The organism is Cellulomonas sp. JZ18, from assembly GCF_009720485.1.
Lineage (GTDB): Bacteria > Actinomycetota > Actinomycetes > Actinomycetales > Cellulomonadaceae > Cellulomonas.
On sequence record NZ_CP045245.1, the window covers coordinates 3,936,012 to 3,955,543 of the forward strand.

The 19,532-nt window shown below is 76.9% G+C and carries 18 protein-coding genes; 7 read left to right on the forward strand and 11 right to left on the reverse strand.

Annotated features, from left to right (window positions below):
* Positions 1 to 173: 173 nt before the first annotated feature.
* Entirely contained in the window at positions 174 to 659 is a 486-nt protein-coding gene (locus GC089_RS17820; protein ID WP_155378754.1) for a YbjN domain-containing protein, read from the reverse strand.
* A gap of 507 nt (positions 660 to 1,166) precedes the next feature.
* On the opposite strand from GC089_RS17820, the gene GC089_RS17825 reads away from it, so the two are divergent.
* Complete coding sequence (locus tag GC089_RS17825; protein ID WP_196250753.1) at positions 1,167 to 2,018, forward strand: MerR family transcriptional regulator; 852 nt, start codon at positions 1,167 to 1,169, stop codon at positions 2,016 to 2,018.
* 33 nt (positions 2,019 to 2,051) lie between these two features.
* Here GC089_RS17825 and GC089_RS17830 read toward each other — a convergent pair whose 3' ends face one another.
* Both GC089_RS17830 and GC089_RS17835 read right to left on the reverse strand, forming a co-directional pair.
* A complete protein-coding gene (locus tag GC089_RS17830) occupies positions 2,052 to 3,494 on the reverse strand; it encodes an amino acid permease (protein WP_155378756.1) in 1,443 nt (480 codons plus the stop codon).
* Between the two features lie 145 nt (positions 3,495 to 3,639).
* Entirely contained in the window at positions 3,640 to 4,422 is a 783-nt protein-coding gene (locus GC089_RS17835) for a BTAD domain-containing putative transcriptional regulator (RefSeq protein WP_155378757.1), read from the reverse strand.
* A gap of 408 nt (positions 4,423 to 4,830) precedes the next feature.
* On the opposite strand from GC089_RS17835, the gene GC089_RS17840 reads away from it, so the two are divergent.
* Together GC089_RS17840 and GC089_RS19780 are read left to right on the forward strand one after the other, a co-directional pair.
* Positions 4,831 to 5,454: a hypothetical protein gene (locus GC089_RS17840; RefSeq protein ID WP_155378758.1), complete on the forward strand. Its 624-nt coding sequence runs from the start codon at positions 4,831 to 4,833 to the stop codon at positions 5,452 to 5,454.
* Between the two features lie 118 nt (positions 5,455 to 5,572).
* Positions 5,573 to 8,380, forward strand: coding sequence for a DUF4157 domain-containing protein (locus GC089_RS19780; protein ID WP_155378759.1), 2,808 nt, complete (start codon positions 5,573 to 5,575; stop codon positions 8,378 to 8,380).
* 9 nt (positions 8,381 to 8,389) lie between these two features.
* Here GC089_RS19780 and GC089_RS17850 read toward each other — a convergent pair whose 3' ends face one another.
* Complete coding sequence (locus GC089_RS17850) at positions 8,390 to 8,854, reverse strand: SRPBCC family protein (RefSeq protein ID WP_155378760.1); 465 nt, start codon at positions 8,852 to 8,854, stop codon at positions 8,390 to 8,392.
* Between the two features lie 202 nt (positions 8,855 to 9,056).
* Between GC089_RS17850 and GC089_RS17855 the strand changes: the two genes are divergently transcribed.
* Entirely contained in the window at positions 9,057 to 9,422 is a 366-nt protein-coding gene (locus tag GC089_RS17855; protein WP_155378761.1) for a YciI family protein, read from the forward strand.
* Positions 9,423 to 9,435: 13 nt separating this feature from the next.
* Here GC089_RS17855 and GC089_RS18570 read toward each other — a convergent pair whose 3' ends face one another.
* Positions 9,436 to 10,119 carry an HAD-IA family hydrolase gene (locus tag GC089_RS18570; protein ID WP_196250754.1) on the reverse strand — a complete coding sequence of 228 codons (684 nt, stop codon included), beginning with the start codon at positions 10,117 to 10,119 and terminating at the stop codon, positions 9,436 to 9,438.
* A 206-nt stretch (positions 10,120 to 10,325) separates the two neighbouring features.
* Positions 10,326 to 11,642 (reverse strand): MFS transporter, encoded by a 1,317-nt coding sequence (locus tag GC089_RS17865; RefSeq protein ID WP_155378763.1) that lies wholly within the window; start codon positions 11,640 to 11,642, stop codon positions 10,326 to 10,328.
* 239 nt (positions 11,643 to 11,881) lie between these two features.
* Between GC089_RS17865 and GC089_RS17870 the strand changes: the two genes are divergently transcribed.
* Together GC089_RS17870 and GC089_RS17875 are read left to right on the forward strand one after the other, a co-directional pair.
* A complete protein-coding gene (locus GC089_RS17870) occupies positions 11,882 to 13,528 on the forward strand; it encodes a cellulose binding domain-containing protein (RefSeq protein WP_230684940.1) in 1,647 nt (548 codons plus the stop codon).
* A gap of 183 nt (positions 13,529 to 13,711) precedes the next feature.
* Complete coding sequence (locus tag GC089_RS17875; protein WP_155378765.1) at positions 13,712 to 14,197, forward strand: hypothetical protein; 486 nt, start codon at positions 13,712 to 13,714, stop codon at positions 14,195 to 14,197.
* A gap of 63 nt (positions 14,198 to 14,260) precedes the next feature.
* Here GC089_RS17875 and GC089_RS17880 read toward each other — a convergent pair whose 3' ends face one another.
* The 4 genes from GC089_RS17880 to GC089_RS17895 all read right to left on the reverse strand — a co-directional run bounded on the left by GC089_RS17880 (position 14,261) and on the right by GC089_RS17895 (position 16,923).
* Positions 14,261 to 14,992: an anti-sigma factor gene (locus GC089_RS17880; RefSeq protein ID WP_155378766.1), complete on the reverse strand. Its 732-nt coding sequence runs from the start codon at positions 14,990 to 14,992 to the stop codon at positions 14,261 to 14,263.
* Positions 14,989 to 15,492 carry a sigma-70 family RNA polymerase sigma factor gene (locus GC089_RS17885; protein WP_155378767.1) on the reverse strand — a complete coding sequence of 168 codons (504 nt, stop codon included), beginning with the start codon at positions 15,490 to 15,492 and terminating at the stop codon, positions 14,989 to 14,991. Before GC089_RS17885 ends, GC089_RS17880 begins: the two co-directional genes overlap by 4 nt.
* Positions 15,493 to 15,502: 10 nt before the next feature.
* Positions 15,503 to 16,180, reverse strand: coding sequence for a YceI family protein (locus tag GC089_RS17890; RefSeq protein WP_155378768.1), 678 nt, complete (start codon positions 16,178 to 16,180; stop codon positions 15,503 to 15,505).
* A 62-nt stretch (positions 16,181 to 16,242) separates the two neighbouring features.
* On the reverse strand, positions 16,243 to 16,923 hold the full coding sequence (locus GC089_RS17895) for a hypothetical protein (RefSeq protein WP_370514037.1): 681 nt from the start codon (positions 16,921 to 16,923) through the stop codon (positions 16,243 to 16,245).
* Positions 16,924 to 17,100: 177 nt separating this feature from the next.
* Here GC089_RS17895 and GC089_RS17900 point away from each other — a divergent pair, with 177 nt between their 5' ends.
* A complete protein-coding gene (locus tag GC089_RS17900; protein ID WP_196250755.1) occupies positions 17,101 to 17,889 on the forward strand; it encodes a 4'-phosphopantetheinyl transferase superfamily protein in 789 nt (262 codons plus the stop codon).
* A gap of 94 nt (positions 17,890 to 17,983) precedes the next feature.
* On the opposite strand, the gene GC089_RS17905 is transcribed toward GC089_RS17900, so the two are convergent.
* Positions 17,984 to 19,510 carry an alpha-N-arabinofuranosidase gene (locus GC089_RS17905; protein WP_155378770.1) on the reverse strand — a complete coding sequence of 509 codons (1,527 nt, stop codon included), beginning with the start codon at positions 19,508 to 19,510 and terminating at the stop codon, positions 17,984 to 17,986.
* Between the last annotated feature and the right edge of the window lie 22 nt (positions 19,511 to 19,532).

Sequence of the window (19,532 nt, forward strand, 5' to 3'; positions counted from 1 at the left end):
GTCCGGCTCGTGCGCCCGCCGCGCCGTGACGGCGTCGACGGCGTTCTGCAGCAGCTCGCGCACGTACACGCGCGGCCCGGAGTACAGGTGCCGGGCGAGCAGGTCGACGACACCGCGCAGGTCGACCTGGAACGCCTGCGCGGCCTCGCCGCCCGCCGGGGCGGGCGGGTGCGTCACTCCCGCTCGAGCTCCGCGCGCGCCGCGGCGGCGATCTCCGGGTACGCCTGGTCGAGCGCCTCGAACAGCTGCAGGCCGGTGCTGATGCCGCAGGCCAGGTGCAGGTCGAGCTGCTCGTCGCTCAGGCCGTGCTCGTAGTCCACCGTGTGCTCCGCGTAGACGCCGAGCACGTCGTCCTCGACGCGCACGTACCCCTTGGGCCACAGGCGCTCGGCGTTCCAGTCGTTGACCAGGCGCGTGACGCGGTCGAGCTCGGTGACGGGGACGGGCCGGTTCCAGCGACCGCGCACCTGCAGGTACTCGCGGTTCTCGCCGAGGCGGAAGAAGTAGAAGAGGTGGCCGTCCCAGTAGCCGCCGACGTCGCCGTCGTCGTCGACGCCGTAGCGCATGTCGCGGGCCTCGAGCGTCGCCGTGAGGCGCTCGTGCGACAGGGGCGCGAGGCTGGCGCCGGGGATGTCGGTCGGCTTGGTGAAGAAGCCCATGGGTCCTCGTCGGTCGGGTCGGCTGGGACGACGGCGCCGCCGGGGCGCACCGCCGCGACGAGCCTAGACCTGGGTGCTATGTCCCGTCCGCCCGCCTCACACGTCCGGTCCACCGGGCGCCGGCACGTCACGGGGTGCCGTCGAGGGGGTCACGGCCGCCCGCCGGTCGGCGGCGCGGGCCAAACGCGGGGCGCCTGACGTGCTGCTGACGTGCTGCTGACGTGCAGCGTGCACGGTCGCGGCGTCCGCAGGGCGGACACCGGCCCCGGTGACCCCGTGATCGGACGCGCGATCGTGGCCGGAGCGCGTCCGATGACGGGGTCACCGCGCCTCCGTCCCGGGCGATGGGACGAGGATCGCGACGACCGGCCGACGCGGAGGCGGCCCGGGCGCGGGCGGGGCGGGTGCGGACGGTGCGGTGACGCCGCACCCCGGGGCACGCACCCCTTGCACGTCACGCAGCGTGAGGCGCCAGGCTGGGGCGGGCGACCGACGGGGAGGACGACGATGACGACCGACGACGCGAGCACGGCGGACGGGGCCTGGCTGAGCACGGGCGACCTTGCCCGCACCGCCGGGGTCTCGGTGCGCACGCTGCACCACTACGACGCGCTCGACCTGCTCCGGCCCGCGCACGTCGACGACCGCACGGGCCACCGCCGCTACGCACCGCGGCAGCTGCGCGACCTGCGCCGCGTCGTCATGCTCAAGGAGCTGGGCCTGTCGCTGCAGGAGGTGCGCGAGGCGCTCGCCGCCGACCCGTCCGACGCGGAGCTGCGGGACCTGCTGCTCGTCCGGCGGGGCGACCTGGAGCGACAGCAGGCGGAGGTCCGGCACCGTCTCCTGCAGCTCGACGCACGGCTGCGCCTGCTGGACGCCGACGCGGCGGGTGCGGTCGTCACGCGCGAGGTGCCGGCGGTGCGCGTGGCCGCGTCGACGGCGGTGCTGCTGCACGACGCCGCGCACGGGCGCCATGTCGAGGACCTCTTCGTCCGCGCGTCGCGGCTCGTCGACGACGCGGGCGGGTCGCGCACCACGCCGGTCGGCCGGTTCGTCCCCCGGCCCGACGGGTCGGTGCGCGTCGTCGCCGGCTTCGAGACGGTGCGCGAGGTGCCCGGCCTCGACCTCGTGGAGCTCCCCGCCGCGCGCGTGGCGACCGTGGTGCACCACGGGCCGATGGACGGCATCGGCCGCACGACCGCGGTCCTCGACGCGTGGGCGGCCGAGCGCGCCGTGGACCCGTCCGCCACCGCCCGCCGCTGGCTGTTCCTCGAGGCCGACGGCGAGCACCAGGGCGACTGGGTGGTCGAGGTCCAGCTGGAGCTGGACGCGTCGCCCACGACCCTGCCGCCCGTCTAGGCACGAGGCGCCCCGCCCGGTGGGGCGCACCCGTCAGCCGGTGACCCGCCCGCCGGCGCGACGGCGCCGGCGCACCAGCGCCGTCACCCCGTACACCGCGACGACCACGGCCACGAGCCCCGTCGTCGCCACGAGCTGCGCGCGCGCCGCCGGGTCGGACGCCATGAGCACCACCACGCCCGCGAGCGCGGCCAGCGTCGCCCACGTCAGCCACGGGTAGAGCCACATCCGCAGCCCCAGCGGTCGCCCGGCGGCCCGTGCCTCCGCCTCCAGCCGCGGGCGCAGCCGCAGCTGCGCGACCGCGACCAGCACCCACACGACCAGCAGCGACGCGCCGACGGCGTTGAGCAGGATGCCGAGCAGCGCGTCCGGGAGCAGCCAGTTCAGCGCGACGGCGACGAGCCCCAGCGCGACCGACACGAGCACGGCGACCCACGGCACGTCGCGCCGGGACGTCCGGCGCAGCACCGCCGGCCCGTCCCCGCGCCCGGCGAGCGAGAACGCCATGCGCGACGTCGCGTAGACGTTCGCGTTGAACGCCGACAGCAGCGCCAGCACGACGACGACCTCCATGACGCGCGCCGCACCGGGCAGGCCCGCCAGGTCGAGCACCGCCACGAAGGGGCCCTCCTGGAGGGCGGGGGCGTCCCACGGCAGCAGCAGCACCATGAGCGCGACCGAGCCGACGTAGAACAGCAGGATCCGCCAGACGATCGAGCGGGTGGCCCGTGCGACGGCCCGCTGCGGGTCCTCGGCCTCCGCGGCGGCGATCGTCACGATCTCGATGCCCCCGAACGCGAAGACGACGACGAGCAGGCCGGCCGCGACCCCGGCCACGCCCGTGGGCGCGAACCCGTCCGCGAGCAGCACGGACGTGCCCACGGGGTCGGTGCCGGGCAGCAGACCGAGCACGAGCGCGACGCCGACGACGAGGAACGCGACGATCGCGACGACCTTGATCGCGGCGAACCAGAACTCCGTCTCGCCGAACTGCCGCACCCCGACGAGGTTGACGACGGCGAACACCGCGACGACGACCAGCGCGACCGCCCACTGCGGCACCCCGGGCACCCACCCGGTGACGATCCGCGCGACGCCGGTGACCTCGACGCCGAGCACCATGACGATCGTGAACCAGTAGACCCACCCGAGCGTGAACCCCGCCCAGCGCCCCAGCGCCTCCTCGGCGTAGACGGAGAACGACCCGCTCGCCGGCACGGCCGACGCCATCTCCGCGAGCATGCGCATCACGAGCACGACGAGCACGCCCGCGAGCGCGTACGAGACGAGCACCGCCGGCCCGGCGGTCGCGATGCCGACGCCGCTGCCGAGGAACAGCCCGGCACCGATCGCCGAGCCCAGGCCCATCATCGTCAGGTGCCGCGTGCGCAGGCCGTGGCGCAGCGGTGCGTCGGGGGCGTGCGCGGGGCCGGTGCCCGCCGCTGCGGACGGGTCGGCGGGGGTGGTGGACGTCATGGCGGGCCTCGGTGGTGCGGGGTGCGCGGCCGGACGGCCGACGGACCACCGTAGTCGCCGCCGACGCGCCGCTCCCGCCGCCGGGCGCGACCCGCGTCCAGCCCTCCCTCCGGGTGACGGCACCCCGCGCACGGCTCCCCCGGCGTCAGCGTGCGGTGTCGCGCAGGCGCTGGGGGCGCGCGGTCCGGGACCCCGGCGCCACGTCGCGCGACATCACCTGGTCGATCAGGGAGCTGACGCGCAGGCCCGGCGCGATGCCGAGCTCGGCGTGCAGGAGGTCGCGGTAGGTCCCGTACTGGCGCAGCGCGTCCGCCACGTTGCCCTGGCGCAGGTGGATCTCGACGAGCAGGGCCTGCGCGCTCTCGCGCAGGGGGTCGACCTGCACCACGCGCAACGCGTGCGGCAGCGCCTCGGCGACCCGTCCCGCCACCAGCAGCTTCGCCGCCAGCATCTCGAACGCCTGCAGCTGCAGCATGTGCACGGCGGTCCGGTGCGGCTCCAACCACGCGTCGTCCCACGCGGGCAGGAGGGGCGCGCCCGCCGTGCGGGGCGGTTCGCTGCGCGCGTCGGGCAGGGGGGTGACGTCGAGGCCCAGGACGTGGGCGGCCCACTCGCGCACGCGGTGCACGTCCACGATGACGTCCTCGCCGAGCGCGAGCGCGTGCGCGTCCACCTCGACGAACGACGGGTGGGTGCGCCGCAGCCGCCACAGCGCCGTGCGCAGGTCGCTGTGGGCGCGTGCCGCCGGCAGCTCGGGCCACAGGTCGGTGGCGATGCGGTCGCGGTCCGCGACCTCGTTGAGCGCCAGGTACGCGAGCAGCCGGCGCGCACTCGTCGGGAAGGTGAGGATCCGGTCGTCCGCCACGGCACGGAAGACGCCCAGCAGGCGCAGCCGCGGGCCCGACGCCCGGTCCGCCCAGGCGCTCATGTCACGACGCGGGCCGCATCGACGACCACGCCAGCACGACCCGCCATCCACGCCCCCCGACGCCGCTGTGCTCCCGCAGCCTAGGCCGCCGGGTGCGGGCGCCGCAGGTGCATGACGGCCCGGCGTCCGCACGGGGGAGGTGAAGAAGCGGCGCGCCGCGGGGGATCCCCGCCCCGTCGTGCCGGCGGGTCGACGCGGCGACGACGGTGCTGCGACGCGCGCCCGGCGGTCCGGTGACGTGCGGGTGACGGCGCGGCGACGCGGTCGGGCACACGGCGCACGCGGTCACGAGGCGGGCGGCGCTGTGGAGTCGGTCGTGGCCGCCGGACACGCCGGCGGCGCACGACGAGGAGGAACCGCCATGCTCACGGACACGCAGGACATCGCCCGCTACGGCGTCGAGGGGACGTGCAGTCGCTGCAGCTCCCCGAGGGCCGCATCCGCCGGCTCGAGGTGGAGTACACGCCCAAGACGTCCTTCGCGCTCGGCGCGGTCAAGGACGCCTCCGCGCGCCTGGAGACGCTCCTGGGCAGCGCGCCCGACACGGACGCGGAGGCGCACGTCACCGCCGACGCGCTCTTCGTGACGGCCCGCGGCGCCGACGGCAGCTCGGTGACGTGCCTCGGCCCGCTGGCCGCGACGGCCCTGCGCGTGGAGGCCGTGCCGCCCTCCGGGGAGGTCGGCTGGTTCGACGGCTGGAACGTCGGCCTCAAGTTCGGCGGCATGTTCGGGGCGCCGGCCCTGCGTGACACCGACCCGGAGATCGTCTTCCGGCTCACGGTGAGCCCGACGTCCGCGAAGCTCGCGGGCATCGAGGTCCCGACGGGCGCGGCCGACCACTTCCAGGGCGTGGGCTACAACATCGCCTGCATCATCAAGGCCGGCGGCTACGTCATCCTCAGCGCCGTCGTCCGCAACCTGCCCGCCCTCGCCACCGGCGGGCTCGACGGGTTCAAGAACGCCCTCCTCGCCGAGCTCGGGCCGGGCAGCATCGACCTGATCCAGAACGTCATCAAGTGCACGAGCGCGTGAGGTGACCCGGTGGTGGGGGCCGGCTCCCGCCCTCCACCACCGGGGCTCGCGCCGGCCGCGGCCCTGCCCGCGGCCGGCGCCGGGCGGGAGGACGCCACGACGACGCACGGAGGACGACATGGACCCGACGACGACCGGCGGGTGCCCGCTCGACCGCGGTGTGCGCCGCCTGCTCGAGCCGGCGCTGGGGGCCGACCTGTCCCGCGTGCGGCTGCACCAGGGACCGCGCAGCGACGCGCTCCTGCTGCCGCGCGGGGCGCTGGGTGCGACCCGCGGGACGGCCGTCCACCTGGTGCGGCGCCTGCGGCCCGGCGGCGACGCGTGGCTGTCCGTCCTCGCCCACGAGTGCGCCCACGCGGTGCAGCAGGCGAACCCGCGGTACCGGGGCGAGCACGCCGCCGGAGGGTCCGCAGGGCCCCACGCGCAGCGGGGGCGCCCGGACCTGCGCGACGAGGTGGCCGCGGACGCGGCCGCCCTCCGGGTGCGCACCGGCCGCCGCCCCGGGGCGGAGCCGCGGCACGCGCCCGGCGAGGTCCGGACGCCGGCCGCCCGCGTGCAGCTCTTCAACGCGTGGGAGCACGTCCTGCTCGGCTCGCTGCCGACCCCGGACCTCGTCGCGCTCGCGTGCGAGCCGGGCGCCGGCACGGCGGTCGTGCGGGACTGGGTCGAGTACCTGGCCCTGTGGCGCACCGGTCCGCAGGCGGCCGACCGCGACGCCATCCTGCGCGTGCTGCCCGGGGTCACCCCGGTGCGCGTGTGCCCGCCGGACGACCTGTGGGTCACACCCGGCGAGATCAGCGCGGTCGCCGGCGACTTCGCGGTCCTGCCGTCGTGGTTCCTCTCCGGCGACGAGCGCCACCGCCGCGTCGTGCCGCGCTTCCTGCAGCAGGTGCGCCAGGAGACGTACAACCGGCTGCGCGCCCTGCGGGACCCGGCTGCCCCCGTGGTGCCCTTCGCCGGCGCCGCCGCCCCGCACCACCCGGCCGAGGGCCCGCTGTCGGTGCTCGACCAGCTCCTGGACATGTGGGCGTACGAGCGGGTCACGCAGGAGCTCGGCGTCGACCACTACCAGGGCGTCCTCGCCCGCAACGCCTGCCACTTCGCGCCGTACGCGTGGCACCGGTGGCGCGCGTTCGACGCCCGGGCCCGGCAGACCGCGCACGCGGCCTGGGCAGAGCCCGACGGTCCGCGGCGCGCCCGGCTGGCCGACCGGGCGCGCGTGCTGCAGGCGTTCGCGGAGCACTTCCTGCAGGACGCGTTCGCCGCGGGCCACCTCGTCGACAAGACGCGCGTCATGCAGTGGGGCGTCGAGTGGGCCGCGCAGCAGCGGGCGCTCCCGGTGCCCGACTGGCCGCAGGTCAGCCGTGTCACCACGGCCGCGCAGCCGCGCCTCGCGGCGGGCGGCCTGTACGACCCCGCGGCCGACGAGCCGTCGCACGACCCGCAGACCGCGCAGGAGCGGCCCAGCTACGGCGAGCGGCTCGCGGCGTCGCACGTCGTGCCGGACGGGACGAGCGGCACCGCCTACCGCGAGTACCTCGCGTTCCTCGGCGCGAGCGTGGTCCAGCTCGTCTCGAACCAGACCCACAACCACCTCAACGCGGCGTCGCTGCGCGTGCGCGACGGCCACGGGCAGGCCTTCACCGTGTTCGGCGACGAGACGCTCCTCGCCGCGGGGGCCGACGTCCGGTTCCCGAGCGGTGTCGTGCGGGGCGCGCGGGCGGCGGTCGAGCAGGTCCTCGCCGAGGGCGGGACCGACGTCACCGCGCAGGAGGTCCTGTCGGGCGTGCCGCAGGCCGTGGAGGTGGACGGCACGCCCGTCGGCCTGGAGCGGTGGCACTCCTGCGGCCTGCGCGAGCACCTCGAGCGCACGGTGTTCGGGGGCGTCGAGGCGTACCTCAGCGTCCTCGCCCCGCGGATGGGCGAGGTCTCGGTCGACCAGCGTGCGCTCGGCCTGGACCACCGCTGGGCGGTGCCGGTCGCCGGTGCCCCGGCGGTCGCGGCCACCGGCCCGCACGTCGTGCTCGCCACCGGGGACCGGGCGCACCTGCTGGACCCCGGCACGGGTCGGGTCCTGCGCAGCGCGGACCTGCCCGGTTCCGCACGCTCCCGCGTCGGCCTCGCGACGACCGGCGCGCGGATCGTCCTCGCCGCCGGCGGGCACGTGCTCGCGCTGGACACCACCACCCTCGCCACGGCCTGGACGCACCGCCTCCCCTGCCCCCCGGGCGCGCGGGTCGGCGTCACGGCGGACGCGACCGGCGTGTACGCGGTGGCCGGCGGCCACGTCCGGCGCCTGTCCGCCCGCACCGGGCGGGTCGAGGCGCGCGCCGTCCTGCCGCACGGCGACGCACCGGTGACGCTGGACGTCGGACCCGGCGTGGTGCTGGTCGGCGTCGCCGGGCACGTGCTCGGGCTCGACCCGACGAGCCTGGCCGTGCGGTGGAGCACCGCGCTCCCCGGCTGCGGTGACCGGCCGGTCGCCGTCCGCGGGACGCAGGGCACCGCGGTGGCCGGCTGCGCCGGCGTCGCCGTCCTGCTGGCCACGGAGGACGGCGACGTCGTCATGCGGGACGACCTGCGTCACCTCGCGCACGGGCCGGTGACCCCCGCCGTCGACCACACCGGTACGGCCTACGCGGGGACCGGGGGCTTCGTCGTCGCGTACGACGTGCCGGCGGGTCGGCGGCGCTGGGCCAGGAGCCTCGCCGCGGCGTCCCGGCCGGTGTCCCTCGTGGGCACCGCCACACAGGTCGCCGCCGCGACCGACGGCTCGGTGCACGTCCTCGAACGCGGCACGGGCCACGTCGTGCACACCCTCGCCCTGCCCGGCCGCCCGCAGGACGTGCACCTCGTCGCCGCCGGCGACGCCCTCGTCGTCGCCGCCCGCGGGCGGGTCCTCGCGCTCGGGACCCGTCCACGGTGAGGCCGCGCCCTACGCGTCGCGCTCGACCAGCACCGCGAGCTGCGCGAGCGACGACGCCAGGCCGTCGGCGTGGTCCTGCGCGGAGATGCCCGGCGGCACGTCGTCGGCGCGGAACGTGACGCGCGTGCCGCCGTCGACGGGCTCGAGCGACCACGTCATGCGCATGGTCCCGGCGTACGCGGGGTCGTCGGACACGAAGACGACGTCGTGCACGACCCGCTCGCCCGGCACCACCTCGACGTACGTGCCCTCGGCGACGTCGGCGTCGGGGGTCGTCTTGCCGAGACCGCCGCCGTCGACGTACGACAGGACGATGCGGTACCGGCCGCCCGGCCGCGCGTCGAGCTCCTCGACCACGGCGGTCATGCCGTCGGGCGGCAGCCAGGCCGCGAGCGCGTCCCGCTCGACGAACGCGCGGAAGACCCGGTCCGCCGGTGCCGCGACGACCCGCTGCTGCTCGTCCGTCCTGCCCATGACGCCTCCTCCTCCGTGCGCGCCCGTCGCGCCGCCCGTACCGACCGTCGCCGGGGCGCCGACTCGTCGGGGTGCCCCGCCGCGCGGGGCGTCGGCATCGCGGACGTCACTCGTCCGGGTGACGTGCGGTGCGACGCGACGAGTCGGCCCGTCCGCACGGGTCGAGCGAGGCACAGGCCCGCGACCGAGGAGGACGAGACCGATGCCCCAGTACTTCCTGACCGTGCCGCACGACTCCGCGGACGAGCCGACGATGGAGTCGATGCAGCAGGAGATGGACCCGGCGGAGCTCGAGGCGCTCATGGCGGCGGTCGGCGCGTTCAACGCCGACCTGGAGGCGTCGGGCGCGCTCGTCGCCGCCGGCGGCCTCATGCCGCCGTCCACCGCCGTGACCGTCGACGCCACGGGCGGCACCACCACGCGCACGCGCGGCCCGTTCGTCGAGGCCGCCGCCTACGTGGGCGGCTTCTGGGTCGTCGAGGTGGCCGACGAGGACGCCGCCGTCGCCTGGGCCGAGCGGGCCTCCGCCGTGCTGGGCTCGCGCATCGAGGTGCGCGCGCTGCAGTGACGGGCGGGCCGCCTCACGCGTCCGCGGCCGGGCCCTCCCGGGGGACGGTCAGGCGCAGGAGGTCGCCGTCGACGGTGACGCGGACCCCGCCCGGCGCGTCGACGAGCGCGTCCGCCCCCGCCTCCCGCAGGGCGGGGGCCGCGTGCGTGCCGAGCACGCCGACCACCCGCAGACCCGCTGCGCGCGCGGAGCGGACGCCCTCGGGGGTGTCCTCGAGCGCGACGGCGTCGCCCGGTCCGACCCCGAGCAGCTCGGCACCGCGCCGGTAGGGCTGCGGGTCGGGCTTGCCGCGCTCGACGTCCTCCGCCGTGACGAGCACGTCGGGCACCGGCAGACCGGCGCCCCGCAGGCGCGCGGTGAGGATCTCGCGGCGACCGGAGGTGACGCAGCCCCAGCGGCCCGCGGGCAGGGACGCCAGCAGGTCCGCCGCACCGGGCAGCGCCCGCACGAGGTGGGCGGACGCGACCGAGGCGCGCAGCGACGCGTCGAGTGCGTACTGCCGGTCGCCGGGCGCGACGTGCTCCTCGACCACCTCGGACGCCCGCCGCGCGAGCGCCGCCGCGGCCATCGCGTGGGCGTCGGCGCCGAGCTCGTCCGCGACGGCCGACCAGGCGGCCCGCACGGCGTCGGCGGAGTCGACGAGCGTGCCGTCGACGTCGAGCAGCAGCGCGCGGCACGTGAGCGTCGGGACCTCCACCCCCCGATCCCAGCACACCGCCCCCGCCCCCGCCCCCGCCCCGCCCCGCCCCGCCCACACCCCTGCGCCGAGTTCGGCACATGCGTGCCGAGTCCGGCACCTGCAACCGTCGGTCTCGGCGTACAGGTGCCGAGCTCGGCGCAGGCCCGGCCCGCGTCCGGGCGCGGGACGGGAGCCCGGTGGGGGACCGGCGGTGCGCGGAGGGGTCAGGCGGCGGCGTCCGCCCGGGGCCGGGGCGCCGGGCGGAGCTGGACCGCCGTCGTCACCGCGACCAGTGCGACCAGCACCCCCGCGAGGCCGGGGAAGCCGACGAGTGCGAGCGCGGGGCCGGCGAGGGCGCCGCCGACGGCACCGGCGAGGCTCATGAGCGCGTCCGCGACGCCCTGGAGCGCGGGACGCTGCGGAGCGTCGACAGCCGTGACGACGAGCGTCGACCCGGCGACGGTCGCGGCCGACCACCCCAGGCCCAGCAGGACGAGCGCGACGACGACGGCCGTGTGCGACCTGCTCGCGACGAGCACCAGCACGAGCGCCGCCAGCAGCAGCGCCTGGCCCACGAGCACCACCTGCCGGCGCCCCCAGCGGTCGGCGAGCGCACCGAACACCGGTGACAGCGCGAACATCCCCGCCACGTGCAGGCTGATCGTCACGCCCACCGCGCTGAGCGTCGCGCCGTGCTCGACGAGGTGCACGGGCGTCATGCTCATGAGCGCCACCATCACGGCGTGGCTGAGCGCCACGGTGAGCACCGCCCGACGGGCCGCGCCACTGCCCGCGAGCACCCGCAGCCCGCCGGCCCGTGGGGCGGGCGTCGCGACGACGGGCGTCCGTGCGGCCTCGTCGGCGGCAGCGAGCAGCAGGGGGTCGGGGCGCAGGCCGGCGACGTAGACCACCGCACCGAGCGCCTGCGCGACGGCGGCGACGACGAACCCGCCGGCCAGCGGCGGCAGCCCGAGCGCCCGCGCCAGGCCCTCCCCCGGCTCGTACAGGTTCGGCCCCGCGACGGCGCCGATCGTCGTCGCCCACACCACGAGCGACAGGTCCCGCCCGCGGCGGGCCGGCGCCGCGAGGTCCGTGGCGGCGAAGCGCGCCTGGAGGTTGAGCGTGGTCGCCGCGCCGAGCGCCAGGATGCCCAGCAGGAGCAGCGGCAGCAGGTCAGCGACGGCCGCGGCCACCACGACGAGGCTGCCGAGCACCGCCACGAGCGCCCCGGTGGTGAGCGACACGCGCCGGCCGCGCCGCAGGGCGAGCGTCGCGAGCGGGACCGCGAGGAGCGCGGCGCCGAGCGTGCCCATCGTGGCGGCCATGCCCGACCACGCGGGCGACCCGGACACGTCGGCGACGAGCAGCGCACCGAGGCCGAGTGCCGCGCCCGTGCCCAGCCCGCCGAGCACCTGGCCGGCGGCGAGGACGGCCACGACGCGGCGCTGCAGCCCGCGGTGGTCGCGGGGGGCCTCGCCGGCAGCCGCACCGGCGGCCCCGGCGGCGGGCTCGGCGGCTGCCCCGGCGGCGGGCTCGGTCATGGTCCTCCTCGAGGTGGCTGGCGGGCGCCCACCACCAGCCTGCCAGGCGCGCGCAGGGCGTGATCAGCTGGCAAAAGTTTCGCTAAAGGGTTCACTCGTTGCCGCGCCGGTCAGCGCTTCGCACAGTGGGCGCAGCGTGGGCGGGAGTCCGACCTGCCCCGCGGTGCGGACCGACAGTTTCGACCCCGATGACGGGTGTCGACGCCGGGCCCGCCCACGTCCTGGAGGGAGACCCGTCCGTGACCACACCCCGCCGCCCGGCGTTCCGCTCCGCGGTCGTCGCACTGGCCGTGGCCGCCCTGGCGACCGCGACCGTCGTGACCGACCTCGGTGCGCCGGCGCCCGCGCAGGCTGCGCCGTTCGCCGCGGCCGTCGAGAACGAGGGCGCCGACTGCGCCGTCCCCACGCTGCCCGACGCCGGCGCCCTGCCGACGAGCGCCCAGCTGCCCGACCCGTTCCGCCGTCTCGACGGCAGCCGCATCGCGACGAAGGCCGACTGGCGCTGCCAGCGCGAGCTGACCCGCCGCCTGGCCGAGAAGTTCGTCTACGGCGAGAAGCCCGCGAGGCCGGCGAGCGTGACCGGGACGGTCACCAGCAGCAGCATCACCGTGAACACGTCCCACCAGGGCCGCAGCGCGAGCTTCTCCGCGCGCGTCGAGCTGCCGAGCGGCACCGGGCCCTTCCCCGCGGTGATCGTGTACGGGGGGTTCGGTGCGGACACGGCGGCGATCAAGGCCGCCGGCGCGGCGGTCATCAGCTACGACCCGTACGTCGTCGGCAAGGAGGGCACGGGCCGCAGCAACAAGCAGGGTGCGTTCTACACGCTGTACGGCGCGCAGAGCCAGACCGGTCTGCTCATGGCCTGGGCCTGGGGCGTCAGCCGGATCATCGACGTCATCGGCCAGTCCGGCGGCAGCATCCTCAAGGCCGACGCCACCGGTGTCACCGGGTGCTCCCGCTTCGGCAAGGGCGCGTTCGTCGCCGGGGCGTTCGACCAGCGGATCGGGCTGACCATGCCGATCGAGTCCGGCACGGCCGGCGTGCCGATCCTGCGCGGCGTGCCCGGCGAGGGCGCGCAGAGCCTCAGCAGCGCGTACGGCGAGCAGCCGTGGTTCGGCGACGCGTTCGGCACCTTCACCAGCAGCCCGAACCGGCTGCCGGTCGACACGCACCAGGTCGTCGGCCTGGTGGCGCCGCGCGGTCTGCTCGTCCTCGACAACCCGCACATCGCGAACCTGGGACCGCGGTCGGCGAGCGTCGCGGCGCTGGGCGGTGCCGAGGTCTACAAGGCGCTCGGGGCCGGCGCGAACATCTCCTACTGGTCCGACGTGCAGGACGGCACGCACTGCGCCAACCGCAGCGAGTGGCGCACGCCGATCCAGCAGAACATCCAGAAGTTCCTCGTGGGCAGCGGCAGCGCGTCCGGCACGTTCCGGATCTCGAGCCGCGCGCAGGGCCGGCTGGCCGACTGGGCGTCGTGGACGACGCCGACGCTGACGGACGGCCCGACGCAGCAGCCGACCCAGCAGCCGACCCAGCAGCCCACCCAGCAGCCCACCCAGCAGCCCACCCAGCAGCCCACCCAGCAGCCCACCCAGCAGCCGGGCGGGGCGTGCACCGCGGCGGTGTCGGTCAACCAGTGGAACGGCGGCTTCGTGGCGACCGTCAGGGTCACGGCCGGCTCGGCGGCGCTGAGCCGGTGGACCGTCGACGTGGCGCTGCCCGCCGGGGCGGGCGTGACGAACGCGTGGAACGCCACGCGGACGGGGACGCGGTTCTCGAACGCCGCGTGGAACGGCTCCGTGGGGGCGGGCCTGACCACCGAGTTCGGGTTCCAGGGGACGGGCAGCGCGAGCGGTCTGACCGCCACCTGCAGCGCCGGCTGACCGGCACGTCCCGCGGGGCCCGGTGCGACGTCCGCGTCGCACCGGGCCTCGTCGCGTCGCCCCCCGTCGCACCGGGACCGGCCCGCCGATTGCCCGCGGGCCCGGCGGGGGTCACAGTGGAGTCGGCGGCAGGACGCCCGGTCCCGCCGCGGACGGGGGGCCGACGTGCGCGGCAGCGGCGTGATGGCAGGAGCGGTGCTCGCGGTGCTGCTCGCAGCGTGCGCGGACACGCCCGATGCGGGCAGCGGCGCGCTCGAGACCTCCGCGCCCGCGACCCCGACCGCGACCTCCGGCGCGACCCCGGACAGCACCGGCGACGCGACGCCGTCGCCGACCCCGACGGTCCCCAGCGCGGCCGAGACGTTCTTCCCCGGCGCGCCGGAGGGCGTCGGCGGCGAGGAGGTCGAGGTGCTCGCCGACGAGGACCCGCGCCGCATCCGGGTGGTGACCTGGGGCAGCTCGACGTGCCCGACGCTGCCCGACCAGGTCGTCTGGGACGAGGCCGCCCAGGTGCTGCGCGTGACGCTGACCGACGCGACGGCCTACGGCGACCGCGCCTGCACGGCCGACATCGCGCCGACGACGAGCGTGGTCGCCCTGCCCGAGGGCTCCCCCGACGCGACCAGCCTCACCGTCGAGGTCGCGGGCGAGCGGCTGACGCTCGGCTGACGACGCGCCCTCGACGGCACCGGTCGCGCGCCGCCGCACCGGCGCACCCGCCCCCGGGTGCGCTCACGCGTCGACCCGGACGTCGGCCGCCGCCAGCGGGTCGTCGAGCCCGACCACGCCGAGCTCGACGCGGCGGATCCCGTCGGTGGGCACCGCGACGGACGCGCCCAGGCCCGCGGCCGTGCGCTCGCCCGTGCTGGTCCACGTGCCCACGACCGACCGGTCGCCGTCCGCGTCGACGACGACCAGCTCGTACACGCCCTCGGCCAGCTCGTCGGCGGTGTACTCGCACCACCAGTCGAGCCGGGTGCCCCACCGGACCGACGTCAGCGTGAGGTCGGCGCTGACGCCCGACCCGTCGACGGGCGTCAGCGTGACCGTGCGCGCGTCCGTGGCGACGACGGGGGGTGCCTCCGTTCCCGCACCCACGAGCGCCGCCCCGCCGAGCCCGCCGACCGCGACGAGCCCGGCCGCGGCGACCGTGAGGACCGCGCGGCGGCGGGTACGCCGGCGCCGCACCGCGTCCGCGAGCGCGGCGAGGGGCACGACGGCCGCGTCGGCGGTCGCGCTCCCCCGGACGTCGCCGGCCGCCTGCGCGCCCGCGGCGGTCGCCACCTCCGGCGGCACCTGACCGAGCAGCGCCGGCACCCCCGCGAGCTCCGCGACGGCCTCCCGGCACGCGGGGCAGCCGGCGAGGTGCTGCTCGTAGGCCCGGCGCTCCTCGGGCCCGAGCGCGCCGAGCACGTACGCGGCGTCCCACTCGCGGTAGGGGTCGGTGCCGGGTGCGCCGGTCATGGTGTGACTCCCTTCTCCTGCAGCGCGAGCCGCAGCGCGCGCAGCGCGTAGTGCATGCGGGACTTGACGGTGCCGGGCGGCACCCCGTGCTCCGCGGCGAGCTCGGCGACCGACCGGCCCCCGTAGTACGCGCCGACCACCACCGCGCGGTGCTCGGGCGAGAGGCCGTCGAGCGCGTCCGCCACGAGCCACGCGTCGAGGACCCGCTGCGTCCCGTCGGCGGTGGCGGAGTCGGGCACGCGGTCGGTCGCGAGCTCGCGCCGCCGGTGCGCGCTGCGCACGTCGTCCACGACGAGGTTGCGGGCGACCGTGAAGAGCCACGCCCGCACCGACCCCTCGGGACGCGTCAGCACGTCGGGGTGGCGCCAGGCGCGCAGCAGGGTCTCCTGCACCACGTCCTGCGCGCGGCCCTCGTCGGTCATGCGCGCGACGTACCGGTGCAGCTCGGCCGCGTGCGCGGCGTGCACCGCGCGCAGCAGCGCGTCCGCGTCGGTGCTCACCACCTCACCCTCACCCGGCGGCCGGGGTCAGCACCAGGTCGAACTCGACGGCGCCGGTCTCCTCGACCGTGACGAAGCCCAGGTCGGGGGGCGTGATGCCCCAGTCCCGGAACGTCACGGGCACCGCGCCGACGACCTGCACGCCGTCGCCCGTCGGCGCCACCTCGGCGTCCACCGTGACGGGCCGCGTGACGTCGCGGATGGTGAGGTCGCCCGTCAGACGCGCGTCGGTGGACCCGGCCACGAGCTCCGCCGGCTCCGTGAGCGTGAACGTCGCCGTCGGCCAGGTGTCCGCCTGCATCGCGGTGCCGCGGAAGTAGTCGTCGCGGCGCTGCTGGTCCGTCGCGATGCTCGCGACGTCCACCTCGACCGTCGCGGCCGTGAGGGTGCCGCCGTCGACCGTCAGGTCGCCGCTCACCTGCTCGGTGCGGCCCGTGACGGTGACGTCCTCGCCGCCGAGCACCTCGTCGAGCCGGTACCCCGCGAAGGAGCCCTCGCCCACCGTCCAGGTCCCGTCGAGCGACGTGGGGTCCGCCAGGCCGCCGGCCGCGGCGGACGCGTCGAGCGTGGGCGCCGCCTCCGCCCGCACGGTCGACGCGTACAGGCGCGGGCCCAGCACGGCGCCGACCCCCACCAGCACCGCCGCACCGACCCCCACGGCCGCGAGCACCTTCGTCCGCTTCTGCATCGTCCCGCCTCCCGCTGCGTCGACCCTCGTCGTCGGGGAGACGAGACGGGCGCCCCTGCGGTTCACCGGGCGCGGGTGCGGGTGGGGCGGCAGCGGTCCGGGCGTGCACGGCCGGCCGGCCGCGCACGCCCCGGAGGACGCCGACGGGGCCCACGGAAGGACCCCGTCGGCGACCGGTCAGCAGGTGTGCCCGGTGGCGCACCACTGGTGGGCGACGTCGACGACGAGCCGCGAGCCGGAACCCGGACCGGGCAGCACGAACGCGCGGAACGGCAGCCGGGCGCGCACGCCCAGCCCGATCGTCGACTGGCCCTCGAAGCTGCCGGCCCAGACGACGTCGCGGAAGGTGCGGTAGCCCCCGCACGGGTGTCGACGATCCGGTAGGGGCCGACGAACCACGAGTCCGTGGCGATCGCCGGCACACCGGCGATCACCTGCAGGCGGGCACCGCCGGCGACCGGCAGCAGGAACCCCGAGCCGTCCTGGCGGATCTCGTCGACGTACCGCACCGACCAGCCGGTGAGCGGGGCGTCGACGTCGAGGACGAGACGGTCGTAGCAGTCGTGCCGTCCGGCCCGGACGTTGACGAGGGTGCCCTCGGACAGCAGGGTCCCCGCCGCCTTCGGCATGGAGCCCCACGTGATGCCGCAGTAGGGGTGCGCGGACGCGGCCGGCGCGGCGAACAGGTGCAGGCCCGCCAGCAGGGCGAGGGCCGACAGGGCGCTGAGGAGTCGGGAGCGCATGGTTTCCTCCGGGAGGTCTGGTCGTGGTGCACGCGCTGCCGCGTGCGTGACGTCGGCAGCGCGGCACGGCGCCCGCCCCCCACGAGGTGCCGCCCGCCACCGCCGACGCGGACGGTGGAGACGTGCCACACCTGCAGGGGCACGCAGCAGGTGCCCCTGATACACGAGGGTGGTGCCGTGACCGGTCGCCCGCCCACGCCCTCCCCCGGGGCGGCTCCTGCCGTGGTGCACGTCGTCCGCGTCCCCCACGAGGAGCCCGGCGAGGACGCACGCTCGGTGCTCGCCCCCACCGAGCGCGTGCGCGCCGAGCGCTACCGCCGCGCGGAGGACCGTCGTCGCTCGCTCACGGCCGCGCTGCTCCTGCGCCACGCCGTCGGCGCGCTCACCGGGCTCCGGCCGGCCGACGTGGACGTGCGGCGCACGTGCGCCTCCTGCGGCGTGGGCGACCACGGCCGGCCCGCGCTGCCCGGCACGGGCTGGCACGCGTCCGTCAGCCACGCGGGGGCGTGGTGCGTGGTGGCGCTGACGACGGCCGGGCCCGTCGGGGTCGACGTCGAGGTGCTCCGGGCGCTCGACACGGCGGGGCTCGGCGCCGCCGTCCTCGGCCCCGGGGAGCACGCGCGGGACGCGGCGGCGCTGCTGCGCCTGTGGACCCGCAAGGAGGCGGTCGTGAAGGCGACGGGAGCGGGGGTGGGCACGCCGTTCCGCGACGTGCTCGTGGGGCCCGCCGACTGGCCGGCCGCGCTGCGGGGGTGCCCCGGCGTGCCGCCCGGCACGGGTCTGCTGCGCGACATCGGGGCACCCGCCGGGCACGTCGCGGCCGTCTGCGTGCTGCCCGCGCCGGCCCCGCACGGCGACGCGACCGCGTCCGGGCTCGACGTGCGCGAGCTCGTCGTCCCCACGCCGGACGCCGCCGGCCGCGCCCTGGCCCGCGCGTCGACCGCCGCGGCACCGCCGTCCGCGTGACGCGCCCGACGACCGCGTGCCGGCGGCCGCACGCCGGCGGCCGCACGCCGGCGGACCCGCCCGCACGGGCAGGTCCGCCGGGTGCCGGTGCCCGTCAGCCCAGCGTCAGGCGGACCGTCGCGTAGGAGTGCGCGGGGAGCACGACCTCGAGCCCGCGCGCGTGCGGGCGCACGCCGTCGAACGCCACGGGGGCGACGGCGTCCGGCGCCTCGGGCGTGTTGTGGGCGTTCAGCTCCGGCGCGGTGAGCACGCGCGCCTCGTGCCCGGTGACCTCGCGCCCGCGCAGGTCGAGCACGAGCGTGAGCGGCTCGTCGGCGTCGAGGTTCGACAGGGACAGCAGCGCGGTGTCCCCGGTGGTGGACGCCGACGCGGAGAACAGCTCCAGGCGCTTCCCGTCGACCTCGCGGGTCGGCACGTCGCCCTTGAGGTGCACGTCGAGCGCGGCGGCGTCGTGGTGACCGGTGTTCATCTCGAACACGTGGTAGCTCGGCGTGCGCACGAGCGCCCCGGTCTCCGGGTCGGTGAGCAGCATCGCCTGCAGCACGTTGACGGTCTGCGCGATGTTCGCCATGACGACGCGGTCGGCGTGCCGGTGGAACGCGTCGAGGTGGCGGCTCGCGACGAGCGCGTCCCGCAGCGTGTTCTGCTGGTACAGGAAGCCGGGGTTGGTGCCCTTCTCGACGTTCCACCACGTGCCCCACTCGTCGACGACGAGGCCGACGCGCTTGCGCGGGTCGTAGCGGTCCATCACGGCGCCGTGCCGGTCGAGCAGCTCCTCCATGTACGCGGCGCGGGCGAGCGCGACGTACCACTCGTCGGTCGTGAAGTCCGTGGCCCAGCCCTTGTCCGACCACGGGCCGGTCATCGTGTAGTAGTGCAGCGAGACGGCCTGGAACGGCGCGGCCTTGCCGTCGGACGTGTCCAGCGGGTCGAACGACCGCATGAGCGTCTCGGTCCAGTGCAGGTCGTGGTCGGACGCGCCGGCGGCGATCCGGTAGACCTCGTTGCCCGCGTGCTCGCGCACGTACGTGGAGTACTGCCGGGCCAGCGACGCGAACTGCTCGGCGCGCAGGTTGCCGCCGCAGCCCCACGCCTCGTTGCCGATGCCCCAGAACGGGACCTTCCACGGCTCGTCGCGCCCGTTCTCGCGCCGCAGCGCGGCCATCGGCGAGTCGTCGGCGCGCGTCAGGTACTCGATCCACTCGCTCATCTCGCGCACCGAGCCGGACCCGACGTTGCCGCTCACGTACGGCTCGGCGCCGAGCAGCTCGCACAGGTCCATGAACTCGTGCGTGCCGAAGGAGTTGTCCTCGACGACGTCGCCCCAGTGCGAGTTGACCATCCGCGGCCGCTGCTCGCGCGGGCCGATGCCGTCGCGCCAGTGGTAGTCGTCGGCGAAGCAGCCGCCCGGCCAGCGCAGGTTCGGGATGCGCAGCGCGCGCAGCGCCTCGACCACGTCGGTGCGGATGCCCCGCACGTTCGGCACGTCGGCGTCCTCGCCCACCCAGAACCCGCCGTAGATGCACCGGCCCAGGTGCTCCGCGAAGTGGCCGTAGACGTGGCGGCTGATGGTGGGCCCGGGCAGGTCGAGGTCGACGACGGCCGTGAGCGGGACGGGCATGGTGCTCCTTCGCACGAGGGTG